The 18412-nt window shown below is 70.8% G+C and carries 17 protein-coding genes; all 17 read left to right on the top strand.

Features of this window, described 5'->3' with window-relative positions; all coding sequences use genetic code 11:
* Window positions 1-37 precede the first annotated feature (37 nt).
* Window positions 38-793, top strand: coding sequence for an MBL fold metallo-hydrolase (locus H293_RS0129520; RefSeq protein WP_020121428.1), 756 nt, complete (start codon window positions 38-40; stop codon window positions 791-793).
* A gap of 159 nt (window positions 794-952) precedes the next feature.
* Window positions 953-1609, top strand: a complete 657-nt coding sequence (locus tag H293_RS0129515) for a GntR family transcriptional regulator (RefSeq protein ID WP_020121427.1) — start codon at window positions 953-955, stop codon at window positions 1607-1609.
* On the top strand, window positions 1606-2517 hold the full coding sequence (locus H293_RS0129510; protein WP_020121426.1) for a dihydrodipicolinate synthase family protein: 912 nt from the start codon (window positions 1606-1608) through the stop codon (window positions 2515-2517). Before H293_RS0129515 ends, H293_RS0129510 begins: the two co-directional genes overlap by 4 nt.
* Complete coding sequence (gene araD / locus H293_RS0129505; RefSeq protein ID WP_028808301.1) at window positions 2514-4250, top strand: L-arabinonate dehydratase; 1737 nt, start codon at window positions 2514-2516, stop codon at window positions 4248-4250. The genes H293_RS0129510 and araD overlap by 4 nt, the downstream gene beginning before the upstream one ends.
* Window positions 4251-4394: 144 nt before the next feature.
* Window positions 4395-5333 carry a carbohydrate ABC transporter permease gene (locus H293_RS0129500; protein ID WP_020121424.1) on the top strand — a complete coding sequence of 313 codons (939 nt, stop codon included), beginning with the start codon at window positions 4395-4397 and terminating at the stop codon, window positions 5331-5333.
* Window positions 5330-6226 (top strand): carbohydrate ABC transporter permease, encoded by an 897-nt coding sequence (locus H293_RS0129495; protein WP_020121423.1) that lies wholly within the window; start codon window positions 5330-5332, stop codon window positions 6224-6226. The genes H293_RS0129500 and H293_RS0129495 overlap by 4 nt, the downstream gene beginning before the upstream one ends.
* A gap of 883 nt (window positions 6227-7109) precedes the next feature.
* A complete protein-coding gene (locus tag H293_RS0129485) occupies window positions 7110-7331 on the top strand; it encodes a hypothetical protein (protein WP_397895473.1) in 222 nt (73 codons plus the stop codon).
* Window positions 7328-8482, top strand: a complete 1155-nt coding sequence (locus H293_RS0129480) for a Gfo/Idh/MocA family protein (protein ID WP_020121420.1) — start codon at window positions 7328-7330, stop codon at window positions 8480-8482. Before H293_RS0129485 ends, H293_RS0129480 begins: the two co-directional genes overlap by 4 nt.
* The gene (locus H293_RS0129475; RefSeq protein WP_020121419.1) at window positions 8479-9324 is read left to right on the top strand and encodes a DUF6807 domain-containing protein; all 846 of its coding nucleotides are present in this window, start codon (window positions 8479-8481) and stop codon (window positions 9322-9324) included. The genes H293_RS0129480 and H293_RS0129475 overlap by 4 nt, the downstream gene beginning before the upstream one ends.
* Window positions 9321-10820: a glycoside hydrolase family 43 protein gene (locus tag H293_RS0129470; RefSeq protein ID WP_020121418.1), complete on the top strand. Its 1500-nt coding sequence runs from the start codon at window positions 9321-9323 to the stop codon at window positions 10818-10820. Before H293_RS0129475 ends, H293_RS0129470 begins: the two co-directional genes overlap by 4 nt.
* Before the next feature lie 60 nt (window positions 10821-10880).
* Window positions 10881-11342, top strand: a complete 462-nt coding sequence (locus H293_RS0129465; protein ID WP_033415767.1) for a hypothetical protein — start codon at window positions 10881-10883, stop codon at window positions 11340-11342.
* Between the two features lie 56 nt (window positions 11343-11398).
* Complete coding sequence (locus tag H293_RS0129460) at window positions 11399-12742, top strand: ABC transporter substrate-binding protein (RefSeq protein ID WP_020121416.1); 1344 nt, start codon at window positions 11399-11401, stop codon at window positions 12740-12742.
* Window positions 12743-12833: 91 nt separating this feature from the next.
* Entirely contained in the window at window positions 12834-13637 is an 804-nt protein-coding gene (locus H293_RS0129455; RefSeq protein ID WP_028808300.1) for a rhamnogalacturonan acetylesterase, read from the top strand.
* A 31-nt stretch (window positions 13638-13668) separates the two neighbouring features.
* Window positions 13669-14988 carry a pectate lyase family protein gene (locus tag H293_RS0129450; protein ID WP_028808299.1) on the top strand — a complete coding sequence of 440 codons (1320 nt, stop codon included), beginning with the start codon at window positions 13669-13671 and terminating at the stop codon, window positions 14986-14988.
* Between the two features lie 104 nt (window positions 14989-15092).
* The gene (locus tag H293_RS0129445; RefSeq protein ID WP_020121413.1) at window positions 15093-16235 is read left to right on the top strand and encodes a pectinesterase family protein; all 1143 of its coding nucleotides are present in this window, start codon (window positions 15093-15095) and stop codon (window positions 16233-16235) included.
* 1 nt (window position 16236) lies between these two features.
* Window positions 16237-17265 (top strand): pectinesterase family protein, encoded by a 1029-nt coding sequence (locus tag H293_RS0129440; protein ID WP_020121412.1) that lies wholly within the window; start codon window positions 16237-16239, stop codon window positions 17263-17265.
* The gene (locus H293_RS0129435; RefSeq protein ID WP_020121411.1) at window positions 17252-18409 is read left to right on the top strand and encodes a dienelactone hydrolase family protein; all 1158 of its coding nucleotides are present in this window, start codon (window positions 17252-17254) and stop codon (window positions 18407-18409) included. Before H293_RS0129440 ends, H293_RS0129435 begins: the two co-directional genes overlap by 14 nt.
* Window positions 18410-18412: the final 3 nt, after the last annotated feature.

The following is an 18412-nucleotide window of genomic DNA, read 5'->3' as shown; positions in this document are numbered from 1 at the left end:
GCGGCGGGCGGCAGGCCCGGACCGTACGCTCCCGGCCATGCCGCCCCTCAGTCTCACCGTCCTCGGTACCGCCTCCCCGCACCCGGCGCCGGGCCGCCCCTGCTCCGGCTATCTGCTGCGCGGCGGGGGCGCCGAGGTGTGGGTGGACGCCGGGCCCGGCACCTTCGCGGAGTTGCAGCGGCACACGGATCCCTCCCGGCTCACGGCGATCTGGATCTCCCACCTGCACGCCGACCACAGCGCCGACCTGCTGTCCGCCGTCTACGCCTTCGCGTTCGGCGGACTCACCCCGCCCGCCCCGATCCCGGTGTACGCGCCGCCCGGCTGCGCCCACCGGCTCGCCGGGTTCTTCGGCCGGTCCGACGTACGCTTCCTCGACGGCATCCTCGCCTTCCATCCCCTGTACGACGGCCACGAGGTCCGGCACTGGAACCTGCGGCTCGCCGCGCGGACCGTGGCGCACGACGTCGAGGCGTACGGGCTGCGCGCCGAGTGCGCCGGACGCGTGCTCGCGTACTCCGGGGACAGCGGACCCTGCGCCGCGCTCGTCGAACTCGCCGCGGAATCCGACGTGTTCCTGTGCGAGGCGGACATCGACCGGCATCGCGAAGGCGAACAGGTCCATCTGACCCCCGAGGACGCCGGCGACATCGCCCGCAAGGCCGGGGCGCGCGAGCTGATCGTCACCCACGTCGGACCCGCGCTCACCAGGGAGGCGGCGACCACGCGCGCGGCCGTCGCCTTCGCGGGGCGCACCAGTACGGCCTTCGAGGGCGCCACCCGGCTTGTCTGACCCTCGTCTTCACCGCGACTTCAACTTCCTTTGCCAGAAGCATTGACGAAACATTGCGCCCCTCCCTACCTTCAACGCGTCGTACTTCGTGCGTCATATATGAGACGCGATACGCGAGATCAGATACGCGATCCGATACGCGAGATCCGAGAGGCGCGCATGACCTCTGTGCCCACGCCGATCCCCTCCCGCACGCAGTACGTGCTGGAGGAGATCAAACGCCGCATCCTCACCGGGCGCCTGACGCCTGGTCAGGCCCTGGTCGAGACCGAACTCGCCGCACAGTTCGGGGTGTCCAAGACCCCGGTGCGCGAGGCGCTCAAGACCCTGGCCGGGACCGGCCTCGTCGTGATGAGCCAGTACAAGGGCGTCACGGTGCGCATGGTGGACGCGGACATGGCGCGCGAGGTCTACGACGTCCGGCTGCTCCTCGAACCCGAGGCGCTGAAGCGGTCCGTACGGCGCGGGGCCTCCCTCGACGCCGCACGCGACGCCCTGACCAAGGCCGACGACGCCACCGACACCGCCGAACGCTCCCTCGCCAACCGGGAGTTCCACCGCGCCCTCTACCTGCCCTGCGGCAATCCGCTGCTCGGCCGGATGCTCGACGAGGTCCGCGACCAGGCCGCCCTGGTCTCCGCGGTCGCCTGGGCCGCCTCGCCCTCGTGGGACCGGGAGGCCGGCGAGCACCGGGAGATCCTGCGGCTCGCCCTGGACGGCGACGCGGACGGAGCGGCCCGCGCCCTGCACGCCCACATCGCGTCCTTCGTGGAACGAGCGTTCCCCGGAGTGCTGGACGAGGAAGGCCAGGAATGAGCAGCGAGACGTTCGAGACCCGGCGCGCCGCCCTGGCCGACGTGGTGGCGATCCCGGTGACCCCGTTCGCCGAGGACGGCACCGTCGACCAGGACACCCACCGGGCCCTGCTGCGTCGGCTGCTCGACGGAGGGATCACCACCCTCACCCCGAACGGGAACACCGGCGAGTTCTACGCCCTGAGCCCCGAAGAGCGGCGCCTGATCACGGAGTTGACCGTCGAGGAGGCCGGGGACCGGGCGAACGTCCTCGTCGGCGTCGGTCACGACGTCCCGACCGCCGTGGCCTCCGCCCGCCACGCCCGCGAGCTCGGTGCCGGGATGGTCATGGTCCACCAGCCCGTCCACCCCTACGTCTCGCAGGGCGGCTGGATCGACTACCACCGCGCGATCGCCTCGGCCGTCCCGGAGCTCGGGGTCGTCCCGTACATCCGCAACGCCCAGCTGAGCGGTGACCGCCTCGCCGAACTCGCCGACGCCTGCCCGAACGTGATCGGAGTGAAGTACGCCGTCCCGGACGCGGCCAAGTTCGCCGCCTTCGCCCGGGACGCGGGCCTCGAACGCTTCGTGTGGGTCGCCGGGCTCGCCGAGCCCTACGCGCCCTCCTACTTCTCGGCGGGCGCCACCGGCTTCACCTCCGGGCTCGTGAACGTCGCCCCCGCCGTCTCGCTGAACATGATCGAAGCGCTTCGATCCGGTGACTACCCGGCCGCCATGAAGGTCTGGGAGCAGATCCGCCGCTTCGAGGAACTCCGCGCGGCCAACGGCTCCGCCGACAACGTCACCGTCGTCAAGGAGGCCCTCGCCTCCCTCGGTCTGTGCCGCCGTGACGTACGCCCGCCGAGCCGCGAGCTGCCCGAGTCCGAGCGTGCCGAGGTCGCCGCGATAGCCGCCGGGTGGTCGATATGACGGGCAGAGAGCGCATGCGGCCCGAGGACCTGCGGAGCCACCAGTGGTACGGCACCGAGGGGCAGTTGCGCACCTGGTCGCACAACGCCCGGATGCGCCAGCTCGGTTACGAGGCCGAGGAGTACCTGGGCCGCCCGGTGATCGCCGTCCTCAACACCTGGTCCGACATCAACCCCTGCCACGTCCATCTGCGCGAGCGCGCCGAGGCGGTCAAGAGGGGAGTGTGGCAGGCCGGCGGCTTCCCGCTGGAATTCCCGGTCGCCACCCTCTCGGAGACCTACCAGAAGCCCACCCCGATGCTCTACCGCAACCTGCTCGCGATGGAGACGGAGGAGCTGCTGCGGTCGTACCCCATCGACGCGGCGGTGCTGCTCGGCGGCTGCGACAAGTCGACGCCGGCGCTGCTCATGGGCGCGGCCTCGGCCGATGTCGCCTCGCTCTTCGTGCCCGCGGGGCCGATGCTGCCGGGGCACTGGCGCGGCGAGACCCTCGGGTCCGGCACCGACATGTGGAAGTACTGGGACGAGCACCGCGCCGGCAACCTGACGGACTGTGAACTGCGGGAGCTCCAGGGCGGATTGGCGCGTTCTCCGGGTCACTGCATGACCATGGGGACCGCGTCCACGATGACCGCGGCGGCGGAGACCCTCGGCATGACCCTGCCGGGTGCCTCCTCGATCCCGGCCGTCGACTCCGCGCACGAGCGGATGGCCGCGGCCTCCGGGCGCCGCGCGGTGGAGCTCGCCTGGACCGGGCTCAGGCCGTCCGAGATCCTCACCCGCGAGGCCTTCGAGGACGCCGTCACCACGGTGCTCGGACTCGGCGGCTCCACCAACGCGGTCATCCACCTGATCGCGATGGCGGGACGCTGCGGGGTCACGCTCACCCTCGACGACTTCGACCGCATCGCCCGCACGGTTCCGGTGCTGGCGAACGTGCGGCCCGGCGGACAGACGTACCTCATGGAGGACTTCCACTTCGCCGGAGGACTGCCCGCCTTCCTCTCCCGGATCACCGACCTGCTCCATCTGGACCGGCCGACCGTGAACGGCACCCTGGGCGAGCAGTTGGAGGGGGCGGTCGTCCACAACGACGACGTCATCCGCACCCGCGAGAACCCGGTCGCGAGCGAGGGCGGGGTCGCCGTCCTGCGTGGCAACCTCTGCCCCGACGGCGCCGTCATCAAGCACATCTCCGCCGAACCGCACCTGCTCAAGCACACCGGGCCCGCGGTCGTCTTCGACGACTACAGGTCCATGCAACGCACCATCAACGACCCGGAGTTGAACATCACCGCGGACAGCGTGCTGGTGCTGCGCAACGCCGGGCCCAAGGGTGGCCCCGGCATGCCCGAGTACGGCATGCTCCCCATCCCCGACCACCTGCTCAAGCAGGGTGTGCGCGACATGGTCCGCATCTCCGACGCCCGGATGAGCGGCACGAGCTACGGCACATGCGTGCTGCACGTGGCGCCCGAGTCGTACGTCGGCGGCCTGCTGGCCCTCGTCCGGACGGGGGACGGCATCACCCTCGACGTCGAGGCGCGCTCCCTCCAACTCAACGTGGACGACGAGGAGTTGGAGCGCAGAAGCGCGGAGTGGACGCCGCCGCCCACCCGCTACGAGCGCGGCTACGGCGCCCTCTACAACGACCAGATCACCCAGGCGGACACCGGCTGCGACTTCGAGTTCCTGGCGAGGCAAGGCAAGGTCCCAGACCCTTACGCAGGGTGACTTGACCCACTGAGGGGCGCGGGGTACTCCGCGACCAGCCACAACGCACCCGCAGTCGCCATCTGACCGCAGGGCGCCCACGCACATCGAGAAAGCGCTTACCGCACCACGAACGCAAGCCGTACCGAGAACGGAGACCCTGTCATGGCCCAAGCCGCAGCCGTGGCGAAACCGCCCGCGCCACCCCGGCGGCGGCGCCGTGCCTCCGCCACGCCGCGCAGGCTGCCGTACCTGCTGATCGCGCCGGCGGCCCTGCTGATGCTGGGCTTCATCGCCTACCCGGTGATCAGCGTCTTCTACTACAGCCTCCAGAACTACAACCCCACCAAGCCATGGCGGAACGGCTACGCGGGCTTCGACAACTTCGTCCAGATCTTCACCAAGGACCCGCAGTTCTGGGACACGCTGACCTTCAGCGCCAAGTGGGTCTTCGTCGAGGTCGGCCTCCAGCTGCTCTTCGGCCTGGCGCTCGCGCTGATCGTCAACCAGACCTTCGTGGGCCGGGCGGTGGGCCGCGCGCTCGTCTTCTCCCCGTGGGCCGTCTCCGGCGTGCTGACCTCCGCGATCTGGGTGCTGCTCTACAACTCCCAGACCGGCGTCACCCGTTACCTCGCCGACATGGGCATCGGCTCCTACGGCACCAGCTGGCTGTCGGACACCTCCACCGTCTTCTCGGCGGCGGTCGTCGCCGACCTGTGGCGCGGTGTCCCCTTCTTCGCGATCCTCATCCTCGCCGACCTCCAGTCCGTCTCGAAGGACCTGTACGAGGCCGCCGAGGTCGACGGGGCCAGCCGGATCAAGCAGTTCTGGCACATCACGCTGCCCCATCTGAAGGACGCGATCATCCTGTCCACCCTGCTGCGCGCGGTGTGGGAGTTCAACAACGTCGACCTGCTCTACACCCTGACCGGCGGCGGACCAGCGGGGGAGACGACCACCCTCCCGCTCTACATCGCCAACACCAGCGTCGACGCCCACAACTTCGGCTACGCGTCCGCCCTGACCACGGTCGCGTTCGTGATCCTGCTCTTCTGCTCGATGGTGTATCTGCGGCTGAGCAAGTTCGGAGGCGGTTCCAAGTGATCACCGAGGAAGCCACCGAGACCGCGCCCGCACCCGTGCGGGACGAGCCGGAGCCGCCGCGTCCCGCCAAGCGCCGCCGCTCCTGGGACGAGGTCCCGCGCCGGCACATCTACCTGCCGCTGTCGATCTACCTCGTCTTCACGCTCATCCCCTTCTACTGGATCCTCCTGTTCGCGCTGCGCCCGGCCGGCTCGACCTCGCTCGTGCCCTGGCCGATCACCTTCGACCACTTCGAGAAGGTGTGGACGGAGCGGGCCTTCGGCACCTACTTCGAGAACAGCGTGTACGTCGGCCTCGCCACCCTGGTGATGACGACCCTCGTCGCGCTGGCCGGCGGGTACGCCCTGGCCCGGTTCGACTTCAAGGTCAAGAACGCGTTCATGCTGGCGCTGCTGTGTTCGCAGTTCGTGCCGGGCGCGCTGCTGCTGGTGCCGTTGTTCGAGATCTTCGCCGAGCTGAAGATGATCAACTCGCTGGGCAGTGTCATCATCGCCGAGACGGTCTTCCAGCTGCCGCTGTCGATGATCCTGATCAGCAACTTCATCAAGAACGTGCCGTACTCCCTGGAGGAGGCGGCCTGGGTCGACGGCTGCAACCGGATGACGGCCTTCAGGATCGTCGTCCTTCCGCTGCTCCGTCCCGGCCTGATCGCCGTCGGCTCCTTCGCCTTCGTGCACTCCTGGAACCACTTCCTGTTCGCCCTGATGTTCCTCAACAACCAGGACAAGCAGACGATCCCGGTCGGCCTCAACACCCTGATGAGTGCCGACAGCGTCGACCTCGGCGCGCTGGCCGCCGGCGGCATCATCGCGGCGGTACCCGTGGTGATCGTGTTCGCCTTCATCCAGAAGTGGCTGATCACGGGCTTCAGCGCGGGGGCGGTGAAGGGATGAGACTCCGTCGGATCAGCGGAACGAACGCGTCGGGCGCCCCTGGGCCGACCGGTGACGGCCATGTCCACACGGTTGCCTGCCGGACGGGGGTGCCGGGACCGTCCGGGGCCGCGCCGGTGAGCGCCGCGCCAGGGTGGACCGGCGCCGGAGCACGAGGCCGGCGTTGCACGTGGAGCGGGAAGGGGCTCGTGGTCGGTCATCGGGCCATGGGAGTCCGCGCCCGCTCGGTGGCCGGTCGGTGGTCGTGGGCCGCCGACATCGGTCGGGGCGTCGCGTCGGTCTGCCGGGGCCCGATCCTCCCCTGGCGCGCCTCGGCCGTCGTGTCCGGCAGGGAGGTGACGTCGAAGTGAGAGTCCGTCGGATCGCGATGGGGGGCGCGGTGCTGGGCCTGGTGGGTGTCGTCGTACGGGCCGAGGGGCGGGCCGTGGGCCGTGTGCTCCTGAGGAAGAACGGCGCCGAGGTGTCCGGTATCCCTGCCGCGGCAGCCGGCCGAACTCGCACCGAGACGGCCGCCGGGCGTTCCGCGGGCGCCTGGGAACAGCGCGTCCCCGCGTCCGACGCGGATCCCCGGGAGGGGCACGCCACCGGTTCCGGCGGGGGTGGTCGGGAGCCGTCGGTCTCCGCGTCCGGCGGGGGTGGTCGGGTCCAGCCTGTCGCAGCGTCCAGGGTGAGTGGCCGGGAGCCGTCCGTCTCTGTGTCCGGTGGGGGTGGTCGGATCCGGCCTCTCTTCGGTTCCGGCGTGGGTGGTCGGGAGCCGTCGGTCTCCGCGTCCGGCGTGGGTGGTCGGATCCGACCTGTCCTCGGTTCCGGCGGGGGTGGTCGGGAGCCGTCGGTCTCCGCGTCCGGCGTGGGTGGTCGGATCCGGCCTGTCCTCGGTTCCGGCGTGGGTGGTCGGGAGCCGTCGGTCTCCGCGCCCGGCGTGGGTGGTCGGGAGCCGGTCAAGAGCTGGAACGGCAGTGCCCCGCACCAGAGCGGCACCCTCGGCAGCGAGCGTGACCTCACGGCGGACGCCGACCGGCCGCCTACCCTGCACACAAAGATCGACAGCGCCGAGGCGGCCGACCGACAGGTGGCGCGCGGCGCGGGCGCAGGGAGGATCCCATGAGCACCGTAGACATCGTCCTGGCGGGCGCGCGCGGCCACGGCCGCTGGCACCTGGAGAACATCCGCCGGCTGCAGGACAAGGGAATCGTACGGCTGGCGGGGATCTGCGAGCTGACCCCGCTGACCGGCGACGAGATCCCCGAAGGCCTGGGCGCGCCCGAGCAGTCCGCCGACTTCGGCGCGCTCCTCGACTCCACGGGCGCCCGGATCGCGGTGATCTGCACCCCGATCCCGACCCATACGGACCTCGCGCTCGCGGCGGCCCGGCGGGGCGTGCACATCCTGCTGGAGAAGCCTCCGGCGCCCTCGTACGCCGAGTTCCGTCGCATGGCCGAAGGGGTCGCCGCGGCCGGGGTCGCCTGCCAGATCGGCTTCCAGTCGCTGGGCTCGCACGCCGTGCCCGCGATCCGTGAGCTGGTCGAGGAGGGCGCGATCGGCGAGGTGACCGGGATCGGCGGGGCCGGTGCCTGGGCGCGTGCCGAGGCGTACTACCGGCGGGCGCCCTGGGCGGGCAAGCGGCGGATGAACGGCGTCGACGTGATCGACGGCGTGCTGACCAACCCCCTCGCGCATGCCGTCGCCACCGCGCTCGCCCTGAACGGCACCACCCGCGCCCAGGACGTCAGCCGTATCGAGACCGAGCTGCTGCGCGCCAACGACATCGAGTCCGACGACACCTCCTGCGTCCGCCTCACCACCGCGAACGGCATCCCGGTCGTCGTCGCCGCGACCCTGTGCGCCGAGGACCCCGACGAGCCGTACGTCGTCGCGCACGGCAGCCACGGCCGGATCACCTACTGGTACAAGCAGGACCGCGTGCTGCTCCAGCGGGCCGGCCACGGCCCCGAGGAGTACGAGTACGGCCGTACCGACCTGCTGGAGAACCTGGTCGACCACGTCACCGACGGCGACGACCTCCTGGTCGTCCCGGAGGTGACGGGCGCCTTCATGAAGGTCGTCGAGGCGATCCGGCTGGCCCCGGACCCGACCCCGCTCCCGGCCACGGCCTGGCACCTGCTGCCCGACGAGGAGCGCCGGGTCGTCCCCGGCATCGACGGACTCGTCGCGGCCGCCGCCGACAACCTCGCCCTCTACTCCGAGCTGGGCGCCGACTGGGCCCGGCCACACGTCGCGAACGAGGTGAGTACATGACGACCCCCGATTCCCCGGTCCTGCGTGTCGCGGGCCGCCCGGTCGGCCGCTACGTCACCCGGCCCGAGCTGCCCGCCCGGCTCTCCCCGCGCCCCTATCTGCACCCCGTCACCACCCTGGCCGGCACGGCGGTCACCGAAGTCGGCCCCGCCGACCACCTCCACCACCTCGGCGTCGGTGTCGCCGTTCCCGACGTCGAGGGGCACAACTTCTGGGGCGGCCGCACCTATGTGCGCGGCCAGGGCCCGACCGAGCTCGACAACCACGGTGCCCAGCGCCACCACTCCTTCCAGCTCCGTGACCCGGACGGCTTCGTGGAGGAGCTGCGCTGGGTCGCCTCGGGAGCGGAGTTGCTGCGCGAGCGCCGCACGGTCGCGGCCACCGAACTGACCGCCTCCGCCTGGGCGTTGGACTTCACCTTCTCCCTCACCAATGTCACCAGGGAACCCCTGTCGATCGGCAGCCCGGCCACCAACGGCCGTCCGGGCGCGGCCTACGGCGGCTTCTTCTGGCGGGCCCGCAAGGAACAGGGCGCGCCGGACGTCTTCACCGTCGACCGCGAGGGCGAGGCCGCGGTCCACGGCACCCGCGCCGCCTGGGTCGCCCTCTCCGGCGCCGGCTGGACCCTCGTCTTCGCCGGCGCCACCGACCGGTCCCGCCGTGACCCGTGGTTCGTGCGCGCCGACGAGTACCCGGGGGTCGGCTCGTCGCTCGCCCACGACGCGAGGCTGCCGATCCCGCCCGGCGAGACCGTCGTACGGCGGATCGTCACCGTCGTCGCCGACGGGCGCCTGTCCCGGCTCGAAGTGGCGGCCCTGGTACGGAAGGCGGTCAGCCAGTGACGTACACGAACCCCGTCCTGAACGCCGACTGGTCCGACCCCGATGTCGTCCGCGTCGGCGACGACTTCTACCTCACCGCCTCCAGCTTCGGGCGGGTCCCCGGCCTGCCGCTGCTGCACTCCCGCGACCTCGTCAACTGGACCCTGATCGGCCACGCGCTCGAACGCCTGGAACCGGCCGGGGAGTTCACCAAGCCACGGCACGACTGCGGAGTCTGGGCCCCCTCTCTCCGGTACCACGACGAACGGTTCTGGATCTTCTGGGGCGACCCCGACCAGGGCATCTTCCAGATCAACGCCCCCGGGATCAGGGGCCCTTGGACGCGCCCGCACCTCCTCAAGTCCGGCAAGGGCCTGATCGACCCGTGCCCCCTGTGGGACGAGGAGAGCGGCGAGGCCTACCTCGTGCACGCCTGGGCCAAGTCCCGCTCGGGCGTCAAGAACCGCCTCACCGGTCACCGGATGGACCTCGACGGCCGTGAACTCCTCGACGAGGGCAAGGTGATCGTCGACGGCGACCGGATACCGGGCTGGTTCACCCTCGAAGGCCCCAAGCTGTACCAGCACGACGGCTGGTTCTGGATCTTCGCCCCCGCCGGGGGAGTGGAGACCGGCTGGCAGGGCGCCTTCCGCTCGCGCGGGTTCTTCGGCCCGTACGAGGAGAAGGTCGTCCTGGAGCGGAAGGACACCGACGTCAACGGCCCGCACCAGGGCGGCTGGGTGCGCACCCCGTCCGGTCAGGACTGGTTCCTGCACTTCCAGCAGAAGGGCCCCTACGGCAGGGTCGTCCACCTCCAGCCGATGCGCTGGGGGGAGGACGGCTGGCCGGTACTCGGCCACGAGGGCGCCCCCGTCGCCGTGCACGAAAAGCCCGATCTGCCACCGCAGTCGCAGGCCGCGCCCGCCACCGACGACGACTTCCCCGGCGGACGCTTCGGCCGCCAGTGGCAGTGGACCGCCAATCCGCAGCCCGGTTGGGCGACCCACCACTCCGGGGACGGACTGCGGCTCACCTGCGTCCGCTCGGCCGGCGCGCACGACCTGCGCACACTGCCGAATGTCCTCACCCAGCGGCTGCCCGGCACGCCTTCGGCGGTCGAGGTGGAGCTGCGGCTGCACAGCGAGGAACCGGGGGCGCGGGCCGGTCTCGCCGTCCTCGGGGACGCCTTCAGTTGGATCGGGCTCCAGCGCGGGGCCGACGGCACGGTCCACCTCGTACACCGATTCGCGGAGGGCGTCGCCGAGCAGGAACGGGACGCCGAGCATCCGCGACCCGCCCCCGCCGAAAAGGTACGGCTGCGGATCGAGATCGGCGCGGGCGCGCGCTGCCGGTTCTTCCACGACCTCGGCGACGGCCCGCAGCCCTCCGGACCCGTCTTCGCCGCCACCCCCTGGCGCTGGGTCGGAGCCCTGCTCGGACTGTTCGCGCTCGCGCCCGTCGGAGGAGGACACGCCGGCGCGGCAACCTTCACGCACTTCAGGATCGACCACCTGTAACGCACCGCACCCATAAGCCTGTTGGGAGCCGCAATGACGCAGCACCTCCATAGCAAGCGCTTGCAGAGACTGGGGAGCGGCACGGTCCTGGCCGCTGTGCTCGGCCTGGTGGCCGCGCTGAGTCTCGGAGTGATCGGGCAGGCCAAGGCCGTCGCCGCCGAGAAAGCCCCGGTCGATCGCTGGAGCGACGCGGCCCACGGCTTCGCCTCCCTCGCCGGCGGCACCACCGGAGGGGCCGGCGGCAAGGTCGTCACCGTCACCGACCAGGCCTCGCCGGCCGCCTACGCGGCGGCCGAGGAGCCGTACGTCATACGGGTCTCAGGCGCGATCGCCGTCCAGCCCTTCGGCTCGGACATCGTGGTCGGCTCCGACAAGACGATCATCGGCGTCGGCCACAACGCCGGGCCGGGCGCGGCCCCGAGCGCCGACCGGCCGCAGCTCGACGCCGTCGACGTGCGGACGTACACCGTCGCGAACTACCTCAAGGGCACGGACGGCTGGGCCCCCCACGCCCGCCACTGACTTCCCCCCACGACTTCATTTCTCCGCTGGAATCAGAAGAAGAAGAGAGCCGATCAATGAAGATCAGTATCCGCAGAAGCAGGCGCGCTGCCATAGCCGTCGCCCTCGGGTCCGTCCTGGCGCTGACCGCCACCGCCTGCGGTGACGACGGCAGCGGCGCCGGCGGTGACAAGGGCGGCGAGGGCAGCGGCAAGGGCAAGATCGTCTTCTGGGACAACAACGGCGGTGTGCGCACCGACATCTGGAAGGAGATCATCGCCGACTTCCAGAAGGCGAACCCCGACATCAAGGTCGAGTACGTCGGCATCGCGTCCACCGAGTACCAGTCCAAGGTCGACACCGCCATCCAGGGCGGCGGCCTGCCGGACGTCGGCGGTGTCGGGGCGGCCATGCTCGCCGGGTTCTCCGCGCAGAAGGCGCTGGAGCCGCTGGACGACCGGCTCGCCGAGTCCTCGCTGAGCGGCAAGCTCAACGAGGACATGGTCGCCTCGCTGAAGGCGGCCGGGGGCGGGGACGGAACCCTGTACTCGATCCCGACCTCCGCCAACAACGGCGTGCTGTACTACCGGACCGACCTGTTCAAGAAGGCCGGCCTGGACGAGCCGACGACCTGGGACAAGTTCTACGAGGCCGCCCAGAAGCTCACCGCCGCGAAGAAGAACGAATTCGGTTACACCATCCGCGGCGGAGCCGGGTCCATCGCGCAGGCCCTGGACGCGATGTACGGGCAGAGCGGGATCACCTCGTTCTGGAACGGCGACAAGACCACGGTCAACGACCCGAAGAACGTGGCGGCGCTGGAGAAGTACGCGGCGCTGTACAAGAAGGACACCCCCGCGGCCGACCTCAACAACGACTTCACCAAGATGGTCGCGCAGTGGGACTCCGGCACGATCGGCATGCTGAACCACAACCTGGGGTCGTACCAGGACCATGTGAAGGCGCTCGGGGTCGACAAGTTCCGGGGCATTCCGCAGCCGATCGGTGCCGCGGGCAAGCGGGTGCAGGTGTCCAATCCCGTCGACGGGCTCGGGGTGTTCAAGAGCTCGAAGAACAAGGACGCCGCCTGGAAGTTCATCGAGTTCGCGACCTCGCACGCGGAGAACTCGAAGTTCAACAAGGCCGCCGGTCAGGTGCCGTCCAACAACGAGGCGGCCAAGGACGCGTGGGTCTCCGAGGCGGAGCCCACGAAGCTGGCGGCGGCCGCGCTGACCGACGGGTCCACGACCATCGTGCAGCTGCCGTACTACCTGCCCGACTGGAACACCATCTCCAAGGCGGACAACGAGCCCAACTTCCAGAAGGTGCTGCTGGGCGACATGAGCGCCAAGGACTTCCTGAACACCATGGCCGACCAGCTGAACAAGGCCCAGGCGGAGTGGAAGGAACAGAACGGCTAGAGCCCCGTTGGTTGCGCTTGTGGGGAGCTGCCGGCGGGTTGTGGCTGGTCGCGCAGTTCCCCGCGCCCCTAGGTAGGAAAGGTCACGTACGTTGTCACTGACTCGTAGACAAGTCACCGTGGCGGCGCTCGGCGCCGTGCCCGTCGCTTTCGCGGCGACGACCGGTACTGCTCGGGCCGCTCCGCGCAGAACACGCATGCTCTACATCGCGGGCGACTCCACCGCCGCCCAGAAATACTCCGACGCCGCTCCCGAAACCGGGTGGGGAATGGCGCTTCCCTTCTTTCTGCACAAGGATCTCTCCGTCGCCAATCACGCGGTGAACGGACGGAGTTCGAAGAGCTTCGTCGACGAAGGGCGGCTGGACGCGATCCTCGGGCTGATCAAGCCCGGTGACCTCCTGCTCATCCAGTTCGCGCACAACGACGAGAAGTCCGAGGATCCGACGCGGTACACCGAGCCGTGGACGACGTATCAGGACTACCTGCGCCGGTACGTCGAGGGAGCCCGCGCGAAGGGTGCCCGGCCCGTGCTGGCCACGCCCGTCGAGCGGCGGAGGTTCGACGCGCAGGGAAACGCCGTCACCAGTCACGGCGAGTATCCGGCGGCCATGCGTGCCCTCGCCCAGGACGAACGCGTCGCCCTGCTCGACATCCAGGCCCTGTCGCTCGCTCTGTGGCAGAGGCTCGGCGTCGAGGAGACCGAGAAGTACTTCAACTGGACCGCGACCGAGCAGGACAACACGCACTTCAATCCGCCCGGTGCCATCGCGGTGGCGCGTCTGGTCGCCGGTGAACTGCTGCGGCACCACGTGCTGGCGCCCCGGGACGTGCGCCGGCTCGACGAACAGATCCCGGAGTCCTGGATCACCTGGCCGTCCTCGGCCACCGCCTGACCCTCCCCGTCTTCCAGAAGAGAGCCGCACAATGAACGCACGGCAATGTCATGATCATGTCATTACCAAGGTGATGGCGGTGGCGGGCTGCGCCGCCCTGGTCCTCGCGGTCACCGGCACCACCGCCCAGGCCAAGGGGCACGACGCGGCCCGCGAGACCCTCGCCGCCGGCGACGGCTGGGCCTCCGACGGCACCGGCACCACGGGCGGCGCGGCCGCCGACGCCGCCCATGTGTACACCGTCACCGACTGGGCCGGCTTCAAGGCCGCCCTCGCCGCGGGCGGGACCGCACCGAAGATCATCAAGGTGAAGGGGACCATCGACGCCGTCTCCGAGGGTTGTGACTCCCTCGCCGCGCCCGGGTACGACTTCGACGCCTACCTGGCGAAGTACTCGCCCGAGGCCTGGGGCCTGGACACCGACCTGAGCGCCGAGCCCGACGACAGCCCCGAGGGCCTGCGCCGCGCCTCCGCCGCCAGCCAGGACCAGACCATCAAGGCGAACGTCCCCGCCAACACCACGATCGTCGGCGTCGGCAAGAACGCCGGGTTCAAGGGCGCCAGCCTCCAGATCAAGGCCGTCGACAACGTCATCGTCCGCAACCTCACCTTCGAGAGCCCCATCGACTGCTTCCCGCAGTGGGACCCGACGGACGGCGACAAGGGCAACTGGAACTCCGAGTACGACACCGCCGTCGTCTACGGCTCCACCCATGTCTGGCTGGACCACAACACCTTCACCGACGGCAGCCACCCCGACAGCGCCGCGCCGACCTACTTCGGCATGCTCTACCAGCAGCACGACGGCGAACTCGACATCGTCCGCGGGGCGAACTACGTCACGGCCTCCTGGAACGTCTTCACCGAGCACGACAAGACGATCCTGATCGGCAACAGCGACAGCGAGTCCACGGCGGCCGGGGACCGGGGCAAGCTCAAGGTCACCTTCCACCACAACCTCTTCTCGAACCTCGTCGAGCGCGCACCCCGCGTGCGCTTCGGACAGGTCGACTCCTACAACAACCACTTCGTGGCGAACGACGACTACGCCTACAGCTTCGGCATCGGCAAGGAGTCCCAACTGGTGGCCGAGCACAACGCGTTCACGCTGCCGCAGGGAGTCAGTGCGGCCAAGGTGCTCAAGCGGTGGAACGTCTCCCCGCTCACCGCCGCCGACAACTACGTCAACGGCGAGCTCACCGACCTGATCGCCGTCCACAACGCCGAGATCCCCGCCGAGACCCTGCAATCCGGCGCGGGCTGGACACCCACCCTGCGCACGAAGGTCGACCCGGCCAAGAAGGTGCCGGGGATCGTCGACCGGGGCGCGGGCGCCGGCAACGTCTGCTGAGGCCACCCCCTGACCGGCCGGGGCGGAATCCAGCGGCCGCCCCGGCCACCTCACCCCGCACGCGAGGAACCCATCCCTGAGCCGCGTTTCCAAGGAGCACCCGCATGTCCTCGCACGACACCCGACTCCCCCTGTCCAGAAGGGGCTTCCTGCTCGCCGGCACCGCGGCGGTGGCCGCGCTCGCCGTGCCCCCGGCCCCCGCGCGGGCCCAGACCGCCGCCGGCAGGCGCCCCTTCGGCCGCTTCGGATCACCCGCCGCCCGGCTCACCCCGGGGACCCTCTACGTCGACTCCCGGGGCCGGGGCCGGGGCGACCACACCACCGTGAGGGACGCCGTGACCGCGGCCACCGGCAGCGGCCGGACCCTGGTCCTCGCCCCCGGCACCTACCGGGAAACCGTCGCCGTCGACGTCACCCGCACCGAGGCCACCTGGATCGGCGCCTCCGAGGACCCACGGGACGTCGTGATCGTGTACGACAACGCGGCCGGCACCCCCAAGCCCGGCGGCGGCACCTACGGCACCACCGGCTCCGCCACCACCACGGTCCAGGCCGACGGCTTCACCGCCCGGTGGATCACCTTCGCCAACGACTGGCTGCGCGCCGACCACCCCGACATCACCGGCACCCAGGCGGTCGCCCTCAAGGTCCAGGGCGACCGCTCCGCCTTTCACCACTGCCGCTTCCTCGGCCACCAGGACACCCTCTACGCCGACTCGCTCGCCCTCACCTCCTTCGCCCGCCAGTACTTCTCGCACTGCTATACCGAGGGAGACGTCGACTTCGTGTTCGGTCGGGCCACGGCCGTCCACGAGCACTGCCACTTGCGGACCCTGAACCGGACCGACCTGGCGGCGGCGCCGTACGGCTTCGTCTTCGCGCCCTCCACGGCGGGCGCCAACCCGCGCGGACACCTCGTGACCAGGTGCCGTGTCAGCAGCGAAGCACCCGACGCCTTCTACAAGCTGGCCCGCCCGTGGGTCCCGAGCTCCGACACCACCGCCCGGCCCTCGCTCGTGGTGCGGGACACCTGGCTGGGCCCCGGGATCGACGCCGTCGCCCCCTACACCAACATGTCGGACGCCTTCCCCTGGCAGAACCAGCGCTTCGCCGAGTACCGCGACACCGGCCCCGGCGCCCGGATCACCGTCCCGGAGAACCGGCCCCAACTCACCCGCGAGCAGGCCGAGTCCGCGACCCGGGAGACCTACCTCGGCGACTGGCAGCCGTGGAAGGAGACCTGCTGAGATGCGCAGACGGACCTTCATGGCCGCCGGTGCGGGACTCGCCCTCGCGGCGGCCGCCCCGGCCCACGCCGGCACCCGCCGTGTCCTCCACGTCCGGCCCGGCGACTCCGTCCAGGCCGCCGTGGACGCGGTCACCGGCCCCGGCTGGACGATCGTCGTGCACCCGGGCACGTACCGCGAGGTCGTCAGCGTCCCCGCCGACAAGGCGGAGCTGACCCTGCGCGGTGCGAGCCGTGACCCGCGCGCCGCGGTCATCGTGTACGACCACGCCAACGGCACCCCGAAGCCCGACGGGTCGGGGACCTACGGCACCGCAGGCTCCGCCACCTTCACCTCCGCGGCCCCCGGCCTCACCGTCCGCGACCTCACCCTCGCCAACGACTGGCTGCGCGCCGACCACCCGGACATCGCCGGCACCCAGGCGGTCGCCGCCTGCACCTACGGCGACCGCACCCACTTCGACAACGTCCGCCTCCTGGCCCACCAGGACACCCTCTTCGCCGAGACGACCGCCCTCGCGTCCTTCGACCGGCAGTACTTCCGCCGCTGTTACATCGAGGGCGACGTGGACTTCGTCTTCGGCCGGGCCACCGCCGTCTTCGAGGAGTGCCACTTCCACACCCTCCGGCGGGACGTCGACTTCACCCCCAAGGGCATGGTCTTCGCCCCCTCCACGGCCCGCGCCAACCCGCACGGCATCCTCGCCGTCCGCTCCCGCGTCACCTCCGGCGCCGAGGACGGGGCGTACAAGCTGGCCCGCCCCTGGGTGCCGTCGTACGAGACGACCGCCTGGCCGTCCCTGGTGGTGCGGGACTCCTGGATCGGGCCCGGGATCGACCCGGTCGCGCCCTACACCAACATGCGCGAGACCTATCCCTGGCAGACCATGCGCTTTTGGGAGTACGCCAACTCCGGTCCCGGCGCGGTCATTTCGGTACCGGAGAACCGGCCGCACCTGACCGCCGCCGAAGCCGCCGTGCACACCCGGCGCACGTACCTCGGGGACTGGAGGCCCTATGAGCGCCGGTGACCCGCTGGGGCGGCGGGCCTTCGTGGTGGGCGCCGGAGCGGCCGTGCTCGACGGGGCAGCGGTGAGCCCCGTCGAGGCCGGGGTCGTGGACGGCCCGCTGCCCGACTTCCACCCGGCACTCAAGGCCGAGCTGCACTTCCCGCTGGCCTGGGGGACCTCACCGGTGCGGGACTTCAGGGCCTGGCGGACCAGAGCCAGGGCCGTGGTCGACGAGCACCTCCTCGTCGACCGCGAGGACGGCACGCCGTACGCGCCCCAATTCACCGGCCGCACCCAAGGAGACGGTTGCACAAGGGAGTTGGTCACCCTCTCCCTCACCCACCACGAACGGGTCCGCGCCGCCCTGCTCACCCCGCACGGCCCCGGCCCCTTCCCCGCCGTACTGCTGCTCCACGACCACGGGGCGAAGTTCGACATCGGCAAGGAGAAGCTGGTCCGGCCCTGGTACGACGACACCCGGCTCGCCTCCGCGCAGTCCTGGGCCGACAAGTACTTCAGCGGCCGGTTCGTCGGTGACGAGCTGGCCCGGCGCGGCTATGTCGTCCTGTGCGCGGACGCCCTCGGCTGGGGCGACCGCGGCCCGATCACGTACGACCAGCAGCAGGCCCTGGCGAGCACCTTCTACAACCTCGGCTCCTCCCTCGCCGGGCTCATGGCCCGCGAGGACGCCCGCGCCGCCGGATTCCTGGCCGGACTGAAGAGGGTGAACGCCGGGAGGATCGCCGCCGTCGGGTTCTCCATGGGCGCCTACCGCACCTGGCAGGCGGCCGCGCTGACCGACCACATCGCGGCCACCGCGTCCGTCTGCTGGATGACCGGCCTCAAGGAAATGATGGTGCCCGGCAACAACACCCTGCGCGGGCAGTCCAGTTACTACATGCTCCACCCCGGGCTTCCCCGGTTCCTCGACTTCCCCGACGTGGCGAGCATCGCCGCACCCAGGCCGATGCTCTTCTTCGACGGCGGCCTCGACCCGCTGTTCCCCGCCGACGGCGTCCGCGTGGCGTACGACAAGCTGCGCGCCGTCTGGCACTCCCGCCACGCCGAGGAGCGGTTGCACCTGAAGAGCTGGCCCGACCTCGGCCACGTCTTCGTCGACCGCATGCAGGACGAGGTCTTCGGCTGGCTCGACGCCGTCCTGTGAACC

This window comes from Streptomyces canus 299MFChir4.1, from assembly GCF_000383615.1.
GTDB classification, from domain to species: Bacteria; Actinomycetota; Actinomycetes; order Streptomycetales; family Streptomycetaceae; genus Streptomyces; species Streptomyces canus_C.
The sequence above is the reverse complement of the archived record's forward strand: the minus strand, read 5'-3'. Positions and strand labels throughout refer to the sequence as shown.

Bases quoted from the DNA above. Each gene is read 5' to 3' on its own strand.
- H293_RS0129440 (WP_020121412.1), top strand. From the start codon at position 16,237: ATGCGCAGACGGACCTTCATGGCCGCCGGTGCGGGACTCGCCCTCGCG.
- H293_RS0129520 (WP_020121428.1), top strand. From the start codon at position 38: ATGCCGCCCCTCAGTCTCACCGTCCTCGGTACCGCCTCCCCGCACCCG.
- H293_RS0129445 (WP_020121413.1), top strand. From the start codon at position 15,093: ATGTCCTCGCACGACACCCGACTCCCCCTGTCCAGAAGGGGCTTCCTG.
- H293_RS0129460 (WP_020121416.1), top strand. From the start codon at position 11,399: ATGAAGATCAGTATCCGCAGAAGCAGGCGCGCTGCCATAGCCGTCGCC.
- H293_RS0129450 (WP_028808299.1), top strand. From the start codon at position 13,669: ATGAACGCACGGCAATGTCATGATCATGTCATTACCAAGGTGATGGCG.
- H293_RS0129510 (WP_020121426.1), top strand. From the start codon at position 1,606: ATGAGCAGCGAGACGTTCGAGACCCGGCGCGCCGCCCTGGCCGACGTG.
- H293_RS0129515 (WP_020121427.1), top strand. From the start codon at position 953: ATGACCTCTGTGCCCACGCCGATCCCCTCCCGCACGCAGTACGTGCTG.
- H293_RS0129435 (WP_020121411.1), top strand. From the start codon at position 17,252: ATGAGCGCCGGTGACCCGCTGGGGCGGCGGGCCTTCGTGGTGGGCGCC.
- H293_RS0129475 (WP_020121419.1), top strand. From the start codon at position 8,479: ATGACGACCCCCGATTCCCCGGTCCTGCGTGTCGCGGGCCGCCCGGTC.
- H293_RS0129500 (WP_020121424.1), top strand. From the start codon at position 4,395: ATGGCCCAAGCCGCAGCCGTGGCGAAACCGCCCGCGCCACCCCGGCGG.
- H293_RS0129480 (WP_020121420.1), top strand. From the start codon at position 7,328: ATGAGCACCGTAGACATCGTCCTGGCGGGCGCGCGCGGCCACGGCCGC.
- araD (WP_028808301.1), top strand. From the start codon at position 2,514: ATGACGGGCAGAGAGCGCATGCGGCCCGAGGACCTGCGGAGCCACCAG.